Below are 22,041 nucleotides of genomic sequence, written 5' to 3' on the forward strand. Positions count from 1 at the left end.
AGACGCTCTATATCGCCGACACGGACAATCACGCCATTCGCAAGGCGGATTTGCCCCAAACTTGCTGGTGCAACTGGGCCCGAAACTGGCGCAGCTCAGCCCGAAATATGCCCAACCGCTGCATCAGGTCTGCGGATTCGGATCGACGCTTGGCGCGGCTTTCGTTCAGCAAGGCTTGCACGTCCTGGGCCCGCTCCTGACGCTCCTGCGCCAGATCCCCCAAATATTGCTGCACATCCGCTTGCAGGGTTTCAACAAATTCGGTCAATGTTGCTACCCGCTCAGCGTGCATTGACTGCAAGTCTGCCCGCGCTTCGGCTCGCAGCATGGCCACATCTGTCGCCAGTGCGCCCAGGTCTTGCTGATGGCTGGCCCGCAGCGCAGCAACCGATTCGCGGAGTTCGTGATGAAACTGGTCTAGCTCTTGGAAAATCTGTTGCGACAAGAGCGATCGCTCTGCGGCGGTAATGTCGAGAAATTGAGCGGTTTGCGTCTGCAACTGTTGTCGAAACGCAGCCAACTGCGCCATTTGCTCCGCAGCCTGAAGCTGGCGCTGCTGAGCGAGGTCGGCAAGCTGGGCCTGAGTCACCTGCTGAAGCTGTTGGTGAAACTCAGCGCGATCGCGACGAAGTTGGGCAGAAACGGTCTGACGCAGGTGGCGAAAGGTGTCCAGCAGATGCTCAACCGCTTGTTGGCGCTGCTGCCTCTCGGCCTCCCATTGGTCTTTCAGAGCAACCACAAGATAACCTCCAAGTGATGCGGAAAGAGAAGTGGGGAGCCGCAAGACTCCCCCAAAAATCTCCTGCTGGGTGGTGGTGCAAGCCTGTGATGCAAGTCTGTAAGGACTTAGCTGCTACAGGAAATCGGAATAGACACACCCAGCAGGGACGAAGATCAGCCTCTAGGCAGCGGGGACGGCGGCTTGGGTGGTCAGACCCACGGCTTCGGCGTACTTCAGGTAGGTTTCGACGGAGGCGATCACCACGCGGGCTTCGACCGCCAGCAGTTCGATACCCACCAAAGACACGCGAACCCAAGCATCAACCACGATCCCTTTGTCCAGGATGCGATCGACCACTTCTGCCAAGCTAGAGGAAGAATTTACTTTTTCAACTGCCATGATTAGTCACCTACAGATACTTGAGTGGATGAGAATTGAATCTGCCTGTTTTCCCCAAATGCGGGACGGAGGCATCGGTTTCTTCGTACAGCATAGAGAGTGAAAATTGAAACGCTCCCAGCAAAATTGCGGAAAGTGTTTGGATTTTCAGTCCGCGTTTTTGATGCGGCAAAGTCCTGCTCCAGCCCAATCGAAGTGACTCCGGAAGACCCTTCATCAGACAGAATTTCTAACCCAGCGCAGGAGCTGAATAGCTTGCAGCTTTGCACTAGGTCGAGATGTTTCTATCGTTCCCAGCCAATGTTCATGACTAACAAGCGATCGCAAAATATCAGGAAAGGGCGATCGCCAAAGTAGCTTAATCTCATTCAGCAGGTCGATTCCAGCATTTCTGTGGGCTGCCCATCAAATATGAAGCTTTGTTTTAAAGATTCCTCTCTGGACTGAAACATCGATTCTTTTCAATGGTTTTCTCGATCAGGATTAACGGCCTGAATGCAGCGTTGGGATAGGACTAAAAAAGAGCTTGAGTAAGCAAAAATACAATCGCTTTTCATTAAGAAATACGATATTCAGACATTTTTTTATTCGGCCATTTCTGTCTGAAAGGCTCTGAAATGGTTCCGTATGATTACGGAATCAAGGATTTATAAAACGTCATTTTCGCCAGATGTAATTACAAGATGACAAAAGCTGCGATCGCAAGTCGAGTCGCTACACTCCACCGAACATTGCCGAACTGAGTGTGCCCCTATCCCCCAGCCTCTTCGGGTGCATCCCAGTTCTGCAAGTTTGCCCTCATCCCCCAGCCCCTTCTCCCGTTTTGGGAGAAGGGGAGCCGGATTGGAAGTCCCTCTCCCGCTGTGGGGCCCTCTCCCGCTGTGGGAGCGGGAGTTTAGGGTGAGGGTTGCAAAAGTGGGATGCACCCTTTCAGACACAGTTCGCCGCTTTGCTGACGAAAGATGCAATTCCTGATGCAATCCCTTTGGGGGCAAGCATCTGTGGGTATCGCCCACCTGCAATCTGCAAGGGGATCGGTTAGGCTGAAGAAGGGGCATCTCATGCGTTTACCGTTTATTTGATCCATATCTGACCAGTCCTAAGGGAGACCCTGAGCCACTTTGCCCAGGGCAGCCTTCCCAGACGGCTTTTACAAATGCGTTGCCCCTAAGCGTTGAAGTCTATGGCGGATTTCTCCTCATCTGTCTCCCCTTCTGATAGTCTGCTGGCCCGCCTTATTCAACCTGACCTGACGCGCCACGTCGAATCTCTGTCGGACGACCAGTTTACCCAACTGCTCCAGCAGCTTACGCAAGAGTTTCAGCACTATCTGCGGGCGATCGCCCTGATCAACAACGATGCCCTTGAAACGCTGCTGGAGCAAGTCCTAGAAGCAATCACCTTGAAGGTGGGGCAGGTGTTGCAGGCGGAGCGCACCACAATTTTTCTGGTGGACGTAGAGAAGGCGCAACTCTGGTCCAAGGTCGCCCAGGGCGACTGTTTCCAGGCGAACTCAGAGGGCGATCGCACGATCGAAATTCGCCTGCCGCTGAACGAGGGCATCGCGGGCTATGTCGCCACCACGGGCAAGAGTCTGAATATTTCCGATGCTTACCAGCATCCGCTGTTCAACCCCAGCATCGATCGGCAGACGGGCTATCGCACGCGCAACATCCTGTGTATGCCGATTTTCGACACGCAGGATCAGGTGGTGGCGATCGCCCAACTGCTGAATAAGCGCGGTGTTCAGCCCTTCGACCCGCAGGACGAAGCCCACTTTCGCAACTTTGCTTACTCAATAGGGGTAATTCTGGAAAGCTGCAACTCGTTCTACATGGCGGCCCGCAATCAGCGCGGCGCAACGGCCCTGCTGAACGCCACCACGCTGCTGGCCCAAAGCCTGGATCTGGAAAAAACCCTCCAGGCAGTGATGGACGAAGCCCGTAAGCTCATGCGGGCCGACCGCAGCACGCTGTTTCTGCTCGATCGCGATCGCCACGAGCTATGGTCCAAAGTGCCCACTGCCGACCGCACGCAACTGCTCGAAATTCGCATTCCTATGAACCGAGGCATCGTCGGCTTTGTTGCCAGCACCGGGCAGGTCGTCAATGTTGAGAATGCCTACGAAGACCCGCGCTTTGACCCCACCACCGACCTCAAGACCGGGTACAAGACCCGCACCATCCTCTCGATGCCTGTGTTCAACTCCGCAGGAAAGCTGATCGGCGTAACGCAGCTCATCAACAAATACCAGGGCAGCTTTACCCGCTCCGATGAAGAATTCATGCAGGCCTTCAACATCCAGGCCGGCATTGCGCTAGAAAATGCCCAACTGTTTGAGCGAGTGCTGCTGGAAAAGCAATACCAAAAAGACATCCTGCAAAGCCTGTCCGACGCAGTGATTTCCACAGACTTGCAGGGCAATGTTGTGACCATTAACGACGCAGCACTGGCGCTGTTGGGATGCCCAATTGGCGATGCCAGTGCTGAGGCAGATCTATGGCGCGAGCATCTGCTGCATCGCCCCGTGTGGGAGGTCATTCCCATCGACAATCTGCAATTGCGCCTGCAAGACAGCCTGAAATGTGGCGCTCGCCACTATGTCCCCGAACAAAGCCTGGAAGTGGGGCTATTGGAACTCCCTGAGGATGCGCCGCTTGACCCGACGGTTTCTCCCGCTCTCTCGCTGCCGCCGGGCCTTACCCATGCCCTAGTGGTGGGCGATCGCCAAACCCCAGACCAATACCTACTGTGGAACGATCCCGCCACTCCGCTCACACCCGCGGCCACAGGACTCGGCGTGGTGCCCTCGATCCGCCCCATCGAACACAGCGTCAACCTGACGGTGAACCCGCTCACCAATCCCAATGGCCAGGTGCTGGGGGGACTGGTGGTGCTAGAAGACATTAGCCAAGAAAAGCGGATGAAGGCCACCATGTATCGCTACATGACACCGGGCGTGGCGGAACGAGTGATGGCGCTAGGCGACGATGCGCTGATGGTGGGCGAACGCAAGGACGTGACGATTCTGTTTTCCGACATTCGCGGCTACACCTCGCTCACCGAAAAGATGGAAGCGGCGGACGTGGTGACGCTGCTCAACGACTATTTTGAGACGATGGTGGAGGCGGTGTTTACCTACGAGGGCACGCTGGACAAGTTCATCGGCGACGCGCTGATGGCCGTGTTTGGTGCGCCCCTGCCGCTGCCTAATCACCCCTGGATGGCGGTGCAATCGGCGCTGGACATGCGGCGACGGCTGAAGGAATTTAACGAACACCGCCGTCTGGCAAACCAGCCCATCATCCGCATTGGCATCGGCATTAGCTCTGGCGAAGTGGTTTCCGGCAACATCGGCTCCCAAAAGCGGATGGACTATACCGTGATTGGCGATGGCGTGGACATTAGCGCCCGACTGGAAGGCGTGACCAAAGAATACGGCTGCGACATTATCCTCAGCGAGTATACCTACAAGCTCTGCCGCGATCAGGTGTGGGTGCGGGAACTCGACCGTATTCGCGTCAAGGGCAAGACGATCCCAATCAATATCTACGAGCTAATTGGCGATCGCACGCACCCCCTTCCTCCAGAAACCGCTGCCTTTTTGGAGCACTACGCCGCCGGACGCACCGCCTACAACCATCTGCGGTTTTATGAAGCGTTGCAGCACTTTGAACGGGCACAGGACCTCAAGCCGGGCGATCGCGCTGTTCAGGTACATCTGGAGCGGGCCCGCGAGTTTCTGCTCACCCCACCCGCCGACAACTGGGACGGCGTTCACACCATGACCAAAAAATGAGGGATGAAGAAAAAGGAAAGTAAAGGATGGAGTGTCCAAAGGGCAGAAAAATCTAAAGGACAAAAAAATAGAAGCGCCGCATAACCCCAGTGGTTACACAGCGCTTTATTGACTCATTGGCTCAAAACATCAAGAGCAACCAGAATGCAGCCAACCCCAAACCGCAAGCTGCTTTTAAGCGCTGCTCCTGCTGTCTAAAGCCCCATTATCTAAAGCTCCATGTAAAGCTTCATCCTAGCAATCGTAGTAGAGCGAGAACTCGTAGGGGTGCGGACGCAGACGCATCGGGTTCACCTCGTTGTCCAGCTTGTACTGAATCCAGGTGTTGATCAGGTCTTCGGTGAAGACACCGCCCACCGTCAGGAACTCGTGGTCTTTCTCTAAGCACTCCAGCGCATCTTCCAGCGAGCCAGGGGTCGAAGGAATTTTCGCCAGTTCTTCCGGGCTGAGGTCGTAGATGTCCACATCCAGCGGTTCGCCCGGATCGATCTGGTTCTTGATGCCGTCAATGCCCGCGCAGAGCATGGCTGCAAAGGCAAGGTAGGGGTTAGAGGTCGCGTCGGGGCAGCGGAACTCCAGACGCTTTGCCTTCGGATTGGAACCCGACAGCGGAATCCGCACCGACGCGGAACGGTTGCCCTGGGAGTAGGCCAGGTTCACCGGAGCCTCGAAACCAGGCACCAGACGCTTGTAGGAGTTCGTCGTCGGGTTGGTGAAGGCTAGCAGCGCTGGAGCGTGCTTCAGAATGCCGCCGATATACCACAGCGCCATCTGGCTCAGCCCTGCATAGCCGTCGCCCGCAAACAAGGGCTGCCCGTCCTTCCAGATGGACTGGTGAGTGTGCATTCCGGAGCCGTTGTCGTTAAACACAGGCTTGGGCATGAAGGTGACGGTCTTGCCATACTTCCGGGCAACGTTCTTGATGACGTACTTGTAAATCATCAGGTTGTCGGCCGATTGAACCAAGGTGTCAAAGCGAATGCCCAGTTCGCACTGTCCGCCCGTTGCCACTTCGTGGTGATGCTTTTCAATGGGCACACCGCACTTGGCCATCGTCAGCAGCATTTCGCTCCGCATGTCCTGCGAGGTGTCGGTGGGCGCAACGGGGAAGTAGCCTTCCTTGTAGCGGGGCTTGTAGCCCAGGTTGCCGCCCTCCTCCTTGCGGCCAGAGTTCCAGCGGCCTTCGATCGAGTCTACGTAGTAGTAACCTTCGTGCTGGTTCTGGTCGAAGCGCACATCGTCGAAAATAAAGAACTCTGCCTCTGGGCCAAAGAATGCCGTATCGCCAAGGCCAGTGGAAGCCAGATAGTCAACTGCCTTTTGAGCAATCACGCGGGGGCAACGAGAGTAGGGCTCGCCCGTGCGGGGTTCTTTGATGCTGCAAATGACGCTCAGCGTTGGCTCTGCCATGAAGGGGTCGATCCATGCGGTGTTGGGATCGAGCACCATGCTCATATCCGACTCGTTGATCGCCTTCCAACCCCGGATGCTGGAACCGTCGAAGGCGACCCCATCAGTAAAGCTGCTTTCGTCGATCTGGTTCTCGTATACGGTCAAGTGCTGCCAAATGCCGGGCAGGTCGATAAACTTGAGGTCAATCAGCTTAATGCCCTGGTCTTTGATTAGGCTTAAGACTTCTTGCGGGGTCGTCATGAACTACTCCTTCAGTGATTTGAGCCATCTTGACTCGGATGTTGTTTAGCAGTGAGACTGGTGTGCGATCGCCAAGCGCCTGACACCTGCTTGCCTGGGCATAAGGGAGAAGCATCCCTCAGCGGTCTATATCCTCTAGCCAGTTCTAGCTAGAAGTGCCGCCTAGACTACACTCAACACTCAGAGCAGCGTCATACAAAATGCAGTCTTCAATAAATGGAGTTATACATCTCTAATGCTGATCAACAGCAGGAGTTTATCAGCAGTCAGAGGTGTTAGAGTCCAGGCCTTGATTACACCTGAATCATCCTAAGGAGAGGCGTAGGCGGTTTTTGTATAATAGGCAACAAAAGCGGGGCTTAACCCTGGAAATCAGCTTTGTACGATTTAGAACAGATTGGAACGGATTGGAACGGATTGGAACAGATTGCCACTGCGATAAAGTCCTGAATTGGAGTCTTCTTAGACCCGAAGCTTGAGATAGCGGATGATCCGAAGGGTGATACAAAATAGCGATACAAAACTTAATCGCAAACCCAGACTATCCAGAGCAGTGGGGCGAAATAGGGCCCAATCTTGCGTGATAGACTTTACCATAAGCAATTTAATAAGCACGTTTTGAAACGCCATAGCCAAAGCGCGTTTCAGCCTGAGCAGGGGTATCTTGAGTGCGGTTTTAGCGCTCGTTTCAGACTCCTGATTCATGACTGTGTTGCAGCTTTAGTCTGTTTCAAAGCGTTGCATTCTGTGTTGGCAAAAACCTGGATTTTGGTCGTGTTGGGAGATTTTGTTTCATGCGGGACGCTGTCACAAGCCTGATTGAAAACTACGATCTGAAAGGCCGCTACCTCGATCGCGATGCGCTAGACACGCTGAAGTCCTACTTCAGCACCGGGGTTTCCCGAGTGCAAGCGGCGGCTGTGATTAATTCAAATGCTGCGGGTATCGTCAGGCAGGCTGGGTCGCGCTTGTTTGAAGAGGTGCCTGAACTGATTCGCCCCGGCGGCAACGCCTACACAACGCGGCGCTATGCGGCTTGCCTGCGCGACATGGACTACTATCTTCGCTATGCTAGCTATGCGCTGGTGGCCGGCAATACAAACCTGCTGGATGAGCGGGTGCTAGAAGGGCTGCGGGAAACCTATAACTCCCTGGGTGTGCCGATTGGGCCGACGGTGCGCGGGATTCAGCTTCTCAAGGAAATGGTGGCAGCGCAGGTTGCTGAGGCCGGCATCGCCGACACAGGCTTCCTGGATCAGCCCTTCGATTACATGATCCGCGAACTGAGCGAAACCAGCCTCTAAAACCAGCCTCTAAAGGTTTTGTTTTTGGGGCTTTATCTGCCTTGAAGCGTTATCCACAGGTTTTTGGGTTCTGTCCATAGAGCGTGTGGATAGAGTGATGGATCGGAGTGGTTGATCAAGGCTATCGACTAAAAGTTATTGACCATTGAGCGGGGTAAGGCGTTGCTTCATCCCGCTTTTTGCTGCTATTTTGCCGCTTGTTTGAGGGAGGGCAATTTGTTCGAGAGAGGGCGATCGCCCCCACTGTTCACCAAAACGCCCTGTTCACAAAAAGCCCACAAACAACACCTGCAAAAACAAGGGTTCCTCAGAACTGGCAATGAGTTCGTAGAGTTTAATCCATACGAGCATCGGGTTCCAGCACCCACAGGCTATAGCCCCTGGCGTTTTTGGTAATAATCGTTTCGTTGCCGCGATAGTTGAGCTTTTTCACGATCTGAACCGCCTGCTGCACGTCTTCAAGGGTTTTGAACAGGCTGTAAAACAACCCATCTACACAAATGGCCATGAGCCGCTTGTCCAGATCGGGGACGCGAATGTTGCAGAACTTGTACTGATCGGGAGAAACCAAAATTCGGTACGGCGCAACGGGTGCATCTGTTGCAGCTTTTTCTGAAGGAGCGCCAGTTGAGGAATTTAGGGACGAACTAGTGTCGGACAATCTGGCGGAAGTGGTTTGGGTCGCGAGCTGGGCGTTGGGTTCCAGTGTCCACACGACAAATCCTTTGGGGACTCGCGTGATAACGGGTCGGTGTCCTCGCTGCATCAGTTTGGCGCAGATTGACTGGGCGCGGGCTTCGGACTTTTCAACGCGAAAGAAGCTGTAGTATTCCCCAGCGAGGGCGATCGCCGCTGTGCGTTCGTTCGAGTCGGGTAGAACAATGTGGCAAGAACGATAATCAGTCCGGAGTTCCAGGATTTCAACTGTCGGCAACGCGGAGGAGGGCAAATTGGGCAAACCGGATGGGGACGCTGGATTGAGGGATTGCATGGCGGTAAAAGAGGGCAACACCAGTACGTACTACAATTCTTGGTTTATCGCCAGAGTTCTGCCATCCGGCAAAGTACGGGAGTAGGAGGGTTGCGAGGACTGCCAAAGCAGCTAACTTTTCCTGCGCGAGTGTCCAGCCATTAGCCCTTAAAAGTTACTCGAAAAGTTACTCGTTCAAATTACTCGTTCATGTTGCGGTAGGTGGCCACGGCAGAGGGCGAGATACGGTTGAGGTAGCGGAAAATCCAGTATTTGAAAATGGTGTCGAGGATGACAGGAAAGGTCGCAATGAAGAGGAAGATAAAGTCGCGGCTTTCGGGAATGCCAAAATGCCGGGAAACGCCCTCTAGCAAAACCTCCCACCCGTGGGGCGAGTGGAACCCCACGAAGATATCCGTCAGCAGGATGATAATAAAGGCTTTGGCGCTGTCGCTCAGCCCGTAGACGATTTCATCCATAAAGGATTTCAGCACCTCAATCTCGCGGCGGCTGCTCAGCAAGACTGCCCCAAAAACCAGCGCTGAGAAGATATCTGCAAAGACGTTTTTGACGGCGTTGTTGCTCTTGGCCATAGCCTCAAGCTGCAAATCTCTGGCTTTTTCCTGGAGCCGGGTGTTGATTTCGGGTTCGGCGAGGGGCGGTGTCGCGCCAACTAAACTGGAAAACCGCAGCCGTTCTTCAAAGCGCCGCAGTTCGTCAAAGGCTTCATCTTCAATGTCTACATTGAGGAATGCGCCCGTGGTTTCGGGCGTGCGGTAGTGATCCACAATGGGGCTGATCAGGAAGTTTTTCGTTACCTGTTGGGTTAGCAGCGGCAGAATAATCAGTAGCAGCATCAGCCGCACCGCAATAAATGTGCGCCGTTTGGAAAGGTAAAAATCCTCCATCACTTCCTGTTCGGCGTTGGGGTCTAGCTCACGCTTGATGCGGTCGGCTGTGCGGAGGATGGAGCGGGGCAGCACGCCCGTTTTGTCGGCAATGGATTCGAGATCGGCCGGGCGCTTGGGCGATCGCCTTGCACCAGAGTCAAAGGGCTGCATTCTGCTGCGCCCCGGATCGACCTCTGGGCGGGCCGCCAAGGAAGATACGGGCACAATGCCATCGGCGTAGCGAGCTAGTATGCTGTCTACAAAAGCCAGCTTTTTGGGGATCAGCGAACTGCGGTCTAGAATGTCGATTTCGTATGCGTCTGGCGTTTGCCCATCGATGCGGACTTCGGTGGGGGGGCGATCGCTCTGCAAAATCGAGCTACTGGTGCGAAACTCGGCCAGCCGCAGCTTGGCAATATTGAGGTACTTCCGCAACTCGGTCTGAAAATAGGCGCGGGCGCTGCTGCTGTAGTTGCCCTGCTGAAAGGAGATGCGATCGCCCCCAAAGTAAGTATCTTCCAGCGCCTTGATGCGGAGCGCTGCTTCGTAAGCATCATCTAGGGCACGCTCTGGGGTGCCCATCAGCCATCGCCGACTAAAGCGGAGGTACGCCTGGACACCGGAAACAATTGGGTTTGTCATTTCCTATGCACATAGATTAATCTTCACAGCGATTAATCTTCACAGCGGGGGTGGAGATGGGCGCTGCGAAGCGGGATGAGATGCGTCGAGTCCGGTCCGTCCTGTTTCAACATCAGCCCCAAGCTGATGCAGAACTAGGGCCAGAAGTATGTAGTATCGTAGCAAATTCTAATTTTTTCACGGGAGGGGCGTTCCAATGCAGTCGTCGCTCTGGATCACGGGCCCATCTCGCAGCGGCAAAACAGCACGATTGGTGCAGCATTTTGGCGAATGGGTGAGTTCGCTGGAACATGGCTCGGAAAATGCCCCGGCGATCGCCTTTGCGGCCATCGGCGACAATCGCCTCGACCTCTCCGATCGGCTGGCGGCGCAGCAGGCGCAATATCCCGTGGAAACCGCCACGCCGGCCGGATTTTTCCTCAGCGAGGTGGTGCTGTTTTATCCGCTGCTGGTGGAACGGGGCATAGTGGGCACTCAGTTTCCGCTGCGGCTGCGCCCCGAAACCGAGCAAGCCCTGGCCACGCGCCTCTGGCAGCCTGGGCTAGACGAAGGCACACTGACGCTGCCGGGTGTGGCGGATTATTTTTTGGTGCGGCGGATGCTGGACCTGCTGCAACTGGCGGCACTGGCGGAGGTTCCCCCAGAAGACATTGCGCCGCTGCTCCAACAAGGGCTGGCCCCGCCGGAAACACAGCCCGATTTGTGGCTGCACATCGGTGGGGCGATCGCCCAATGGCGGGACTGGTGTCTGGAGCGGGGGCTGCTGACCTACGGCATTGCGGCGGATCTCTACAGTCGCTATTTGCTGCCCGATGCCACCTACCAGGCTCGACTGCGCGATCGCTTTAGTGCGCTGCTGGCAGACGACGTAGACGACTATCCGGCGATCGCCCACACGCTGTTTTCCCATCTGCTGGACATGGGGCTGCCCGGATTTTTCACCTACAACCCCCAGGGAGCCGTGCGCTGGGGATTGGGAGCCGATCCAGCGCGGCTGGCAACCCTGGCAGAACGTTGCAGCATAGAACCCCTCGACCCGCCTGCCGGAACCTTGGGCACCGACTGGGCCGATGTGCTGGCGGGCTGGGTGCGGGAACCCGTGCTGCTGCCAGACCTGCCAGACACGATGCAATCTATCCAAACCATATCGCGGGCGCAACTGCTGCGAGAAACGGCAGAGCAGGTGGCCCAGGCAATCCACAGCGGGCAGGTGCGTCCCGATGAGGTGGCGATTATCGGGCCGGGGCTGGATGCGATCGCCCGCTACACCCTGCGCGAAATCCTCAACCGCCGGGGCATTGCCGTAGAAGCGCTGAACGACCAGCAGCCCCTCGCCGCCTCGCCCATGATTCGCGCCCTGCTGACCCTGTTGGCGCTGGTCTATCCGGGGCTGGGACGGCTGATCAACCGAGAGGCGATCGCCGAACTCCTGATTGTCCTCAGCCAGTCCCCAATCCAATCTCCAGCCTCCAACCTCCAACCTCCTGCCACTCCCGAACCCGCGCCCGCGATCGATCCGGTTCGCGCTGGGCTGATTGTCGATCACTGCTTTGTGCCCGACCCCGATCGCCCCCATCTGCTGCCTGCGACGGCGTTCCCCCGGTGGGATCGGCTGGGCTATCGGGCCACCCAGGCCTATGAATCGATTCGCCTGTGGATTGAGACGCAGCAAGCACAGCAGCAGCAGCGGTTGATTCCTGGCCCTGCCACGCTGCTCGACCGCGCCATTCAGCAGTTTCTCTATGGCGGCAGCACCTTGCCCTACGATCGGCTGGCGGCGCTGCGTGAACTCATGGAAACGGCACAGCACTTTTGGGAGGTGGAGTCTCGCCTGCGGCAAATGGATGCGCTACGCAACGCCGCACCGCTATCGGAAAGCGTACAGGACTTTATTGAGCTATTGCGCGGCGGCACGATTACTGCCGATCCCTATCCTGTGCGTCCGCTGATCACCCGTCCGGCGGTGATGCTGGCTACCATCTTCCAGTACCGGGCCAATCGCTCTGCCCACCGCTGGCAGTTTTGGCTGGATGCGGGTTCTCCGCTCTGGCTGACGGGGGGCGGCGGGCTGTTTGCAGCGCCGCTGTTTCTCAGCGATTGGTCGGGGCAGCGGTGGACGGCGGCCGATGCGCTAACGGCAGACCAGAACCGGCTGGAGCGCCAGATTCGGGATCTGCTCTATCGCGCCGACGAGCGTGTGTTCCTCTGCCACAGCGACCTGTCTACGAGCGGGCAAGAGCAAAGCGGCCCCCTGCTGACGCTGGTGAATGCGGCGCGGGCGATCGCCCCTCCAGTTGCGCCCCCAGCTACCCCCCTAGAAGAGGCGATCGCCGCTGAGCTATAATCCAAACCGCCAAGGCAAACCGCGCTAGAGGACTGATCCAGCCAACTGAATCTAGATCTACGCCTTCAGCCGCAAAATGCTGGTCGTCATCGCCAGACTTTCTTCATACAGCACGTCGCGTCCCCAGCGCTGAAGCTGCTGGCTCACCAGAAACTCCGCCTTCTGATCGTTGATCGCCGTCACCTGCTCCGTCCGGCAGTTCTGAGCGCTGCCGCCAGCCTCCATCCGCATACAGCCCGTCGTTTCCGAGCAGAGAATCGTGCAGCAGTTGGCGTTGGCATTGCTCGAACTCAGGCGCAGCCCAATCAGGTCACCGATAATCTCACCCGCATCGGCAATCGGTACACCCGCCAGCTCGGCATGAATATCCTGCCCATTCGGCCCTTTGAACATCACCGTTGTAATGTCATAGTCGCCAGGTGTATCGGTAACAGATACCGGCTTCCAGCCCAGACGGCTCGCAAACCAGCCCAGATACATATAAGCCTGCGCCGGATTGCCTTTTTCGTAGTCGATGGTGATTTTGTCTACCTCAGCCAGAGCAACGCGCCGCTCTGGGGGGTCAAACGCAGCCGCAGCCAACTCTTGCCACACCGACAGCCGATGCCAGTTGAGGTCAGCAATATACGTATCTGACTCGATCAGTTCCTGCATCTTCAGGAATTCCATGGCCGGGTCGGTGAAATAGGACGAATCGAGAATCAGGCAGTTGCAAGCCGCCGCCAGTTTCTGAAATAACTCATGTTCTGGGTTAGGGGTTGCCTTCCACCAAACAAACTTTGGCAGGCTGGGGATCATCAGCGTTGCCACCAAGTCACCCACCCGGTTCAGCGCTTCTTTGGTGCCCTTCATCGTGATGTATTCGCCACAAATCGACGCTGCGTTGCCGCCCTTTTGAATCGGGCAATAGGCCGACACCTGCGCCGTCACGCCCGTATCTTCGCCCAGCGTAGGAGCCAGGGTGACCACGCGGCAGGGATTTTGAACGGCGATCGCATCGCTGATTGTTGAACCACGATCGTCTCGATTTTGAAACACACGCTTCTCCGGCGGCAGCTTAGCCACCTCTTCCCGCAGCCGCGCCAGCGTTTCTGGATCAAAGCGCCCCGTCATCCGCAGCCCCAGAGCCTTTTGGGCTGCCAGCACTGCCTTTTTGGTACTTGGGCCAAAATAGCTGTCGATCTCCTCGGTATAGAACCCTAGAATCGCCAGCAGTTGTTGAAATTCCTCTGGCGCGTATACCACGATGCTAAAGGTCGCCGCACGAGTCGGTGCTGGCATTCCCTTTGCGCCACTCTGCATCCGCCAAATCTGACTCAACTCCGCCTCAATCTCGCTGAGGGAAATATCCTTCGGTTGCTGTAAGGTAACGAGCGGTGTAGTAGTCATGGGTAATGTCGTGGAGAAATGTTGAGAAAACTAAGATTCAAGTAAGATTCAACCCAGTTCGAGTCTCAATGCTTTTCTTCGAGCTTGTATTCTTCGAGCTTGTATTCTTCGAGCTTGTATTCGACCCAAGCCCTTTCTACAGCCTCCGCCAGCGTCGTCCGTCCCGATTGAGCAGTAGTTCCGCCTCGATCGGCCCCCAAGTGCCTGCCTCATACAGCGGAATCGCATCGGGATCAGCCGGGGCATCCCAAACTCGCAGCAGCGGCGTGAGAATGCGCCAGGAGGCTTCTACCTCGTCACCCCGCGTAAACAGGGTTTGGTCACCCAACATACAGTCAACCAAAAGTCGGCTGTAAGCGTCGGTATTGGCGCTACCAAAGGCCGTGTCGTAACGAAAATCCATGTCTACCGAGCGGGTTCGCAGAGAGGTTCCAGGCGTTTTCACTTCAAATCGGAGTGAAATTCCCTCATCTGGCTGAATCCGCATTGCCAGCACGTTGGGGTTGGCCTGGCGCGATGCCGACTGGAACATCAGATACGGCACTTCCTTGAACTGGATGGCGATTTCCGACACCTTTTTGGGCATCCGCTTGCCAGTTCGGAGGAAAAAGGGAACACCCTTCCAGCGCCAGTTATCGATGTTGAGCTTGATGGCGGCGTAGGTCGGGGTTGTCGAAGTCGGGCTAGCCCCTTCTTCTTCACGATAGCCAGGAATTGCCTTTCCGTCTTGCCAGCCCGCGGAGTATTGTCCCCGAATCGCACCCTTGCCGATTTCAATCTCTTCAGCTAGGTGGGTCGCTTGTAGCACTTTTACTTTTTCGTTGCGGATGCTGTCAGCATCGAGCGAGTTGGGCGGCTCCATCGCCGTCAGGCAAAAGAGCTGCATGAGATGGTTCTGCACCATATCCCGCAAAGCTCCAGCCGTTTCGTAGTAGCCTGCTCGTCCCTCTAGTCCAACGCGCTCGGCCACCGTGATTTGCACATGGTCTACGTATTGGCGGTTCCACAGCGGCTCAAAGATGGCATTGGCAAAGCGAAACACCATCAGGTTTTGGACTGTTTCTTTGCCGAGGTAGTGGTCGATGCGGTAGACCTGGTTTTCGCTGCACACATGCTGCACAACCTGGTTGAGCGCCTGAGCGGAGATCAGGTCTTTGCCAAAGGGTTTTTCAATCACCAGGCGATGCTTTTCGGGGTCGGACAGCATTCCGGCTGCGCCCAGTTGCTCGATCGCCCCGGAGAAGAAGCGGGGGGCCACCGCCAAGTAGAATACCCGGTTGCCGCGAGTGCCGCGGGTGTCATCTAGGTTTGCCAGGAAGTTCTTCAAGCCCTGATAGCTCACTGGGTCGTCCATGTCGGCGGGAAAATAGTACAGCCCGCGAGCAAAGTCGTCCCAGACTTCTTGTTTGCCCAGCCCACCGCCAAACTCTTCGACCCCAATCCGCATCTGCTCTCGGAAATAGTCGTTGCTCCAATCCCGTCGGGCTACGCCAACGATGGTGAGTTCGGGCGGCAGACGACGCTCTAGTTTCATTTGGTAGATCGCGGGGATCAGCTTGCGCTGGGTGAGGTCACCGCTGGCACCAAAGATGACCAGGATTTGGGGTTCGGGAATGCGGTCTTGCTGAAGACCAACGCGGAGGGGGTTTTCTAGAAGCGTGACCATAGACAAGGTTAGGGATGCGTAGAGTGTGCGTAGATTGGGTTGGATGGGAGGTTGAGGACGGGTGGAAGAAGCTTTGAGGGGCGATCGCCCAGATGTTGTTTCCAGATGTTATTTCCAGATATTATTTCCAGGTACTGTTTCCAGATATTGCTTCTAGATGCCAGCCCGCAGGACGCGCTCACCCTTGACCTTCGATCCTGACAGGCGTTTCTGAATCTGCCCTGCGCTCCAGATGAGATTTCATGAGATTTCGCAGATTCCATCAGTAGGCTCTAGACCGCAAACCTCGTGAAACAGCGAAAGCCATTCCTTATCACACCACCTTCTTCCAGTTCAACTTGGTTTTCTGTTTGACAACCCAGCAAACCTTAATGTGGGCTTTAGGAATGGCCGGTTGCCGCCCCCTAAGACCGCACGGAGATCACAGGATTTTGCTGTTCACGCTGCCGCTCACGGATGAAGGATTCCACCAGCGCCACGTCCTCGGTGCTGCCAATAATCAGCGGCGTGCGAGCGTGAACCTGATCGGGCACTACGTCCAGAATGTCCTGAGTGCCGTTGCTGGCGCGGCCACCGGCCTGCTCGATGAGGAATGCCAGCGGCGCAGATTCGTAGAGCAATCGCAGCTTGCCTTCGGGCTTTTTCACCGTGCCGGGATAGAGGAACACGCCGCCCTGAAACAGAATGCGGTGAAAGTCGCCCACCAGCGCCCCACCGTAGCGGGCGGTGTAGCCCTCATGGCGATGCACATAGCGGATATAGTCCCGAATCGACTCGTCCCACTGCCAGAAGTTGCCCTCGTTGACGCTGTAGATGGGGCCATGCTCCGGCACGCGGATGTTTTCGTTCGACAGGACAAATTCGCCCAGGGTCGGGTCGAGCGTAAAGGCGTGAACCCCTGTGCCAATGGAGTAAATCAGCATGGTGCTGGGGCCATAGAGGACATAGCCCGCGGCAATTTGCCCGCGCCCGCTTTGCAGCAAGTCTTGCCCGGTTTCGTCTATATCTGGGTCGCTCTGTCGTCGAATCGCAAAGATTGACCCGACGTTAATATTCACGTCTAGATTCGAGGAGCCGTCGATCGGGTCATAGAGCAGGGTGTAGCGACCGATGGGGCAGTTTTCGGGAATGTGGTAAGGCTTCTCCATTTCTTCGGACGCAAGGCGGCACACCAGTCCGCTTTGTTCAAATACGGAGATAAACACCTGGTTGGCGTATACATCCATTTTTTTGACGGCTTCGCCCTGGACGTTGGTTTGCCCAGTGAAGCCGAGGGCATCGTCCATCAGGCCAGCCCGAGTGAGGCGACGGGCAATCAGCTTGGCGGCCAGGGCAATGCGGCTCATCAGGGCGCTGAGGTCTTGCGCTTCGGGCGAAAAGTCTTGAAATTGCTTGAGGACGTGCCGCGATAGGGTCATGCAGTCGCGGTCGAGGGCCAGCTTGTGGCTTAAATCCAGCATGGGATCGCCTTCAGACATGAGATTCTCCTGCAAAACGCTCCCGGTAGTGTGGCGATCGCCCTGCTGCGTTGGCGAGGGAAGCGGGCGATCGCCCCCGGATTTCACCCTCTATCTTAGGGAGGCATTTTCGGAACTGACCCGAACTTTAGACGAACTATAGAAATAGGACTTACGCACTTGCGACAGGTTTTCTGGGTTTTGGATGATTTCTCGTGGGCTGCGCCCGCAAGAAATCGTCCAACTGCGTAAGTTCCTAGGAAAGCCGCAATAAAAAAGACAGGTACACTGTACCTGCCTTTTCTATCAAGCTTTGACAACCTTATGCAGCGCCTACTTGTTGGGCTGGGGGGTCATCCGCAGGTAGGGGCGAATTTCGTTTACGCCTTTGGGAAACTTCTGCTTTGCCTCTTCAGTAGGGATCGAGGGCACGACCACCACGTCATCGCCGTCCTTCCAGTCGGCGGGCGTAGCCACACCGTAGTTGTCGGTCAGTTGCAGCGAGTCGATCACGCGCAGAATTTCGTCAAAGTTGCGGCCCGTGCTAGGGGGATAGGTCAAAGACAGCCGCAGTTTCTTGGCGGGGTCGATCACAAACACGGTGCGAACCGTCAGCATAGCGTTGGCGTTGGGGTGGATCATGTCGTACAGGTCAGACACGACGCGATCGGGATCAGCCAGGATGGGATAGTTTAGCTTCGTGTTTTGGGTTTCTTCGATGTCGCCCACCCAGCCTGCATGAGAATCCACATCATCGACGCTAAGGGCGATGACTTTCACGTTGCGCTTGTCAAATTCGGGCTTGAGGTTTGCCACGCGGCCTAGTTCAGTCGTGCAAACAGGGGTAAAGTCCTTGGGGTGGGAAAAGAGAACCACCCAGCTATCGCCAGCCCACTCGTAGAAATTGATATCGCCTTCGGTGGACTTTTGGGTGAAGTTGGGAACGGTATCACCAAGTCGGAGTGCCATAGAAAGAATTCCTGTAGTAAGAGTAACAATTTGAGGGTATCTACATCATCCCACAAAGTACAGTATTCCGAGCGGGATTAGCCACTTTCATCATTCTATCTTGGCAGTTGCGGCAGGAATCTTAAAAAGGAATTAGGAATTGAGAGGGGGCTGGAAAGGGCGATCGCCCGATTCGCCAACAGATGCCGGCCCATTTCCCCCTATAGATAAAGCTTTGCCTCCTGGGACACAGCACTGTTGTCATCGCTCACCATAGTCTCCAACACAGTACGCGCCTCTGGGGTTTGGAAATGTCCCAATGCCTGCACCACGCGATGGCGAATTTGCCAGTCGGGGTGCGTGGCGTAGGCCGTCAACAGGGGAATGGCGCGGGGATCGCCCAGTTCGCCTAGGGAGCCGATCGCCGCCGTCCGCACCAGTTCATTGGTGGAGCCGAGGGCATCTTGCAGCAGGTCAAAGCTGGATGGATCGCCCAGTTCGCCCAGGGCCGCGATAATGCTGAACTGCACCAGCCATTCTGTGCTGCGGTGATAGAGCGCCTTTAGGTCTTCGTAGGCCGCCGTCAGCTTCAGCGCCCCAATCGAGTCGGCTGCGGCCGCCTGCACGTCGGGTTCGGAATCTCGCAGGCTGGCTTGCAGCAGATCCAGCGCCACGTCGGGATTCTGGCTGCCCAGGCTGGCAAGCTGGCTGACGGCGGCGTAGCGCACCCGAACGCTGGAATCCGTGGCGGCAATTTGGATGAGATCGAAGGCGATCGCCGGATCAAGCTGCCGCATTTGGTTCACCGCACGGAGGCGATCGCCAAAATCCCCAGACTCCAGCAGGGCTTTCACAGATTCAGGAGTAATCGTCATCTTCTTAAACTTGTTCTTAAACTTGGGATTCCTAAAAGACTGGAATTGATTCAGCCGAACGCTATTCCACTGCCAAATGCCGCACGATATCGCCGCGTGTCAAAATGCCAATCACCTTGCCGCTGTCGTCGAGGACGGGCAGGCGCGTCGTGTCTCGGTCGTGCATCAGCTTGGCGGCCCTTTGCAGCGTTTGGCTCGGTGTTGTGGTGACGATTTCCTTTCTGCCCGTCATGACTTCGCCAACGGTCTGTCCCAGAGCCTTGTGCAGCTCTCGCTCATGCTTGCCGGGGTTTTCCAGATAAATTACGCTGTCCAAAATCATGATGTAGGGCGGCGGCGTAGGCCCTGTTTCGCGCCACATCAGGTCGGCTTCTGAGAGAACCCCCACCAGCTTGCCATCGGCATCGACCACAGGCAGCCCGCTAATCCGCCGCTCGGCAATCAGCTTGATGGCCTCATTTAGCGGCGTTTCGGGATGCACCACGATTGGGTCGGGAGTCATCACATCAGCAACGGTTACAGTCATATCGGCAAATTAGAAGAACTTAGGACTTACGCAGTTGGAGAATTTCTCACGGGCTGCGCCCACGAGGAATCCTCCAAAATCCAGACAACTTATCGCAAGTGCGTAAGTCCTGGAACAGTTTGAGGAACGGCCGAAAGCAGGCTCTAGGCTCATTGTAGGGAATGGCGTGATCCAACCCAGAGGCGATTTACAGGTTGTTACATCGGTTGGACTAATACGCAGGATTGATGCGCCTTACGCGAAACAGCCAGAGGTCGTGGGACTTCCGGCTGCGGGTAGAGGCAATCTTAATAGAAACCATCAATAAGATAGAAGCCATCAAAGCAGGCCGTTAGATACCTGCGCCGTTCAGAAATTCTTCAATCACGCGATCGCTCAAGCGACACTTGGATTTGACCTCAACGGCTGGCGCGTGTTGCGGCTCGGCTTCTGCATCAGACGGCACGACGAAGGCAGCAACCAGCGGGCGATGCTCCACTGCGGGAATAGCCAGATGCGGCGTTTGCGCCCGTTCCCGTTTCAGGCTTTCCATCTGCTGTTCCAACCCTTCGATGCGATCTAGCAGGGCGCGAATCACCTCAGCTTCCGAGTCGGGCAGGCGGTTGTGTTCCAGCGGATCGACCCGTTCGCCACCGCGATACACCACCCGTCCAGGCACACCAACCACCGTGCAATCGGCGGGCACGTCGCGCAGCACCACAGACCCCGCACCAATTCGCACGTTATCGCCAATGTTTAGGTTGCCAAGCACCTTTGCGCCCGCGCCGACGACCACGTTTTCGCCCAGCGTCGGGTGGCGCTTGCCGCTTTCTTTGCCCGTGCCGCCCAAGGTCACGCCCTGGTAAATTAGCGCGTAGTTGCCCACGATCGCCGTTTCGCCAATGACCACCCCCATGCCGTGATCGATAAACACGCCGCTGCCAATCTGTGCGCCGGGGTGAATCTCGATGCCCGTCAAAAAGCGAGCCAGATGGGAAATCAAACGGGGCAAGAAGGGCAGCCGCATCTGATACAAACGATGGGCAAAGCGGTGCATCAACAGGGCTTGTAGACCGGGATAGCAAAAGAGAACTTCTAACCAGTTTCGAGCGGCAGGATCTCGCTCAAAGATGACGCGAAAGTCGGCGATGAGTGTCTCTAGCACTAGAAATTAACTCCGATCTTTTCGGAAAGTTCATCCCTTATCTTAACGTTCTGGGGTAAGGCTTTGATAAGCTCCAGACGGGGGATTCTTGGGAAGGATTTTGAGCCGATTAAAGGAGGGGCGATCGCCCGTCCAGGGTCTTGCTTAGCTGCTTCGCAATGCCTGCTGCTGAAGCTTGAGCAATTCGCCAATGCCCGTTTCGGCAATATCCAAAAGCTGGTTAAGCTGAGTCCGACTAAAGCTGCCTTCTTCGGCCGTGCCTTGTAGCTCGATCAGGGCCAATTCTTCCGTCATCACAACATTGAAATCAATCTCCGCCGCCACATCTTCGGGATAGTCCAAATCCAGAAAGGCTTCGCCGTGCAAAAGCCCCACAGACACCGCCGCGATCTGATGCCGCAGGGGTGAAGCCTCCAGTTCACCCGTGGACAGGAGATGGGCGATCGCATCACAGAGGGCCACATATCCTCCGGTAATTGCCGTGGTGCGGGTTCCCGCATCCGCTTGCAGCACGTCCGCATCCACCGTCAGCGTCCGCTCCCCCAGCGCTTTCATATCCAGCGCCGCCCGCAAACTGCGCCCAATCAGCCGCTGAATCTCCTGCGTCCGCCCCGACAGTTTCATAAATTCCCGTGCCTGTCGCTGGGGTGTGGCGCTGGGCAGCATTCGATATTCCGCCGTCAGCCAGCCCTGGCCGCTGCCTTCCAAAAACTTCGGCACACCGGGCTGCACCGTCACCGTACACAACACCTGGGTTTCGCCGCAGTGCGCCAGCACCGACCCCGCCGCAAATCGGGTGAATCGCCGCTCAAATCGAACCGGACGCAGCTCATCTGCCTGCCGCCCGCTGGGCCGTGTCCACGCCATAAAACCATTCGCCTCCAAGAACCTTCATCAGAATATCAGTCTGGTTTGCCTGGGTCAGGTTCGGCAGGGTCAGCGGTTTGAGAAGCCCAGCGGGTGAGACGGGAAGCCACACCACTGAATCGAGCGGTCGCCTCACAACCTAGCGCATGATGGAAAGGCTTGAATTTCGGGCAATCTAACGATGGTTTGCCAATTTCAGTTTTAGGATTGCTTAATGATTGGTAGACTACTGCTGAACGAGTCCTGCACCAAAAGTGTTCTGAAGGATTTTCAAATCGTCCATTCGTCCTGGTTAGGATGGAGATCGGCGGCGCAATGTCCGCTCGACAGGTTTCCCAAACCGCAACTTTAGACCGGAATATTTAGACCGGAATATTTAGACCGGAATATTTAGACAAGTTCATATCTACAGTCCATATTTTTGCGAGATGTGCAACTTTGCCGCTT

General features: G+C 56.1%; 17 protein-coding genes. 3 read left to right on the plus strand and 14 right to left on the minus strand.

Annotated elements, in window-relative coordinates:
- Window positions 1–28 precede the first annotated feature (28 nt).
- Both IGS51_RS09170 and gvpA read right to left on the minus strand, forming a co-directional pair.
- Window positions 29–739 carry a hypothetical protein gene (locus IGS51_RS09170; RefSeq protein WP_297078124.1) on the minus strand — a complete coding sequence of 237 codons (711 nt, stop codon included), beginning with the start codon at window positions 737–739 and terminating at the stop codon, window positions 29–31.
- 162 nt (window positions 740–901) lie between these two features.
- A complete protein-coding gene (gene gvpA / locus IGS51_RS09175) occupies window positions 902–1,120 on the minus strand; it encodes a gas vesicle structural protein GvpA (RefSeq protein ID WP_068510916.1) in 219 nt (72 codons plus the stop codon).
- Between the two features lie 1,183 nt (window positions 1,121–2,303).
- Between gvpA and IGS51_RS09180 the strand changes: the two genes are divergently transcribed.
- Complete coding sequence (locus IGS51_RS09180) at window positions 2,304–4,919, plus strand: adenylate/guanylate cyclase domain-containing protein (protein ID WP_297078125.1); 2,616 nt, start codon at window positions 2,304–2,306, stop codon at window positions 4,917–4,919.
- Between the two features lie 234 nt (window positions 4,920–5,153).
- Here IGS51_RS09180 and glnA read toward each other — a convergent pair whose 3' ends face one another.
- On the minus strand, window positions 5,154–6,572 hold the full coding sequence (gene glnA, locus IGS51_RS09185) for a type I glutamate--ammonia ligase (RefSeq protein WP_297078126.1): 1,419 nt from the start codon (window positions 6,570–6,572) through the stop codon (window positions 5,154–5,156).
- A gap of 794 nt (window positions 6,573–7,366) precedes the next feature.
- On the opposite strand from glnA, the gene apcB reads away from it, so the two are divergent.
- Window positions 7,367–7,876, plus strand: a complete 510-nt coding sequence (apcB, locus tag IGS51_RS09190; protein ID WP_297078127.1) for an allophycocyanin subunit beta — start codon at window positions 7,367–7,369, stop codon at window positions 7,874–7,876.
- A gap of 334 nt (window positions 7,877–8,210) precedes the next feature.
- Here the strand turns inward: apcB and IGS51_RS09195 are convergent, their stop codons facing one another.
- Both IGS51_RS09195 and IGS51_RS09200 read right to left on the minus strand, forming a co-directional pair.
- Window positions 8,211–8,867: a hypothetical protein gene (locus tag IGS51_RS09195; RefSeq protein ID WP_297078128.1), complete on the minus strand. Its 657-nt coding sequence runs from the start codon at window positions 8,865–8,867 to the stop codon at window positions 8,211–8,213.
- Between the two features lie 179 nt (window positions 8,868–9,046).
- A complete protein-coding gene (locus IGS51_RS09200; protein ID WP_297078129.1) occupies window positions 9,047–10,378 on the minus strand; it encodes a proton extrusion protein PcxA in 1,332 nt (443 codons plus the stop codon).
- 196 nt (window positions 10,379–10,574) lie between these two features.
- Here IGS51_RS09200 and IGS51_RS09205 point away from each other — a divergent pair, with 196 nt between their 5' ends.
- The gene (locus IGS51_RS09205) at window positions 10,575–12,722 is read left to right on the plus strand and encodes a recombinase family protein (RefSeq protein ID WP_297078130.1); all 2,148 of its coding nucleotides are present in this window, start codon (window positions 10,575–10,577) and stop codon (window positions 12,720–12,722) included.
- 57 nt (window positions 12,723–12,779) lie between these two features.
- On the opposite strand, the gene opcA is transcribed toward IGS51_RS09205, so the two are convergent.
- The 9 genes from opcA to IGS51_RS09250 form a co-directional block, all read right to left on the minus strand.
- Window positions 12,780–14,111 carry a glucose-6-phosphate dehydrogenase assembly protein OpcA gene (opcA, locus tag IGS51_RS09210; protein ID WP_297078131.1) on the minus strand — a complete coding sequence of 444 codons (1,332 nt, stop codon included), beginning with the start codon at window positions 14,109–14,111 and terminating at the stop codon, window positions 12,780–12,782.
- A gap of 136 nt (window positions 14,112–14,247) precedes the next feature.
- Entirely contained in the window at window positions 14,248–15,777 is a 1,530-nt protein-coding gene (gene zwf, locus IGS51_RS09215) for a glucose-6-phosphate dehydrogenase (RefSeq protein ID WP_297078132.1), read from the minus strand.
- Window positions 15,778–16,181: 404 nt separating this feature from the next.
- Window positions 16,182–17,237, minus strand: coding sequence for a class 1 fructose-bisphosphatase (gene fbp / locus IGS51_RS09220; protein WP_172358752.1), 1,056 nt, complete (start codon window positions 17,235–17,237; stop codon window positions 16,182–16,184).
- Between the two features lie 330 nt (window positions 17,238–17,567).
- On the minus strand, window positions 17,568–18,203 hold the full coding sequence (locus IGS51_RS09225; RefSeq protein ID WP_277773030.1) for a peroxiredoxin: 636 nt from the start codon (window positions 18,201–18,203) through the stop codon (window positions 17,568–17,570).
- Between the two features lie 200 nt (window positions 18,204–18,403).
- Window positions 18,404–19,057 (minus strand): phycobilisome degradation protein NblB, encoded by a 654-nt coding sequence (nblB, locus tag IGS51_RS09230; RefSeq protein WP_367279298.1) that lies wholly within the window; start codon window positions 19,055–19,057, stop codon window positions 18,404–18,406.
- Between the two features lie 61 nt (window positions 19,058–19,118).
- Window positions 19,119–19,583, minus strand: a complete 465-nt coding sequence (locus tag IGS51_RS09235; RefSeq protein ID WP_297078133.1) for a CBS domain-containing protein — start codon at window positions 19,581–19,583, stop codon at window positions 19,119–19,121.
- 331 nt (window positions 19,584–19,914) lie between these two features.
- Window positions 19,915–20,727 (minus strand): serine O-acetyltransferase, encoded by an 813-nt coding sequence (cysE, locus tag IGS51_RS09240; RefSeq protein ID WP_297078134.1) that lies wholly within the window; start codon window positions 20,725–20,727, stop codon window positions 19,915–19,917.
- 144 nt (window positions 20,728–20,871) lie between these two features.
- Complete coding sequence (gene rph, locus IGS51_RS09245) at window positions 20,872–21,594, minus strand: ribonuclease PH (RefSeq protein WP_297078135.1); 723 nt, start codon at window positions 21,592–21,594, stop codon at window positions 20,872–20,874.
- Window positions 21,557–21,730 (minus strand): hypothetical protein, encoded by a 174-nt coding sequence (locus IGS51_RS09250; protein ID WP_297078136.1) that lies wholly within the window; start codon window positions 21,728–21,730, stop codon window positions 21,557–21,559. Before IGS51_RS09250 ends, rph begins: the two co-directional genes overlap by 38 nt.
- Window positions 21,731–22,041: the final 311 nt, after the last annotated feature.

The organism is Thermoleptolyngbya sp. M55_K2018_002, from assembly GCF_015295965.1.
Lineage (GTDB): Bacteria > Cyanobacteriota > Cyanobacteriia > Elainellales > Elainellaceae > Thermoleptolyngbya > Thermoleptolyngbya sichuanensis.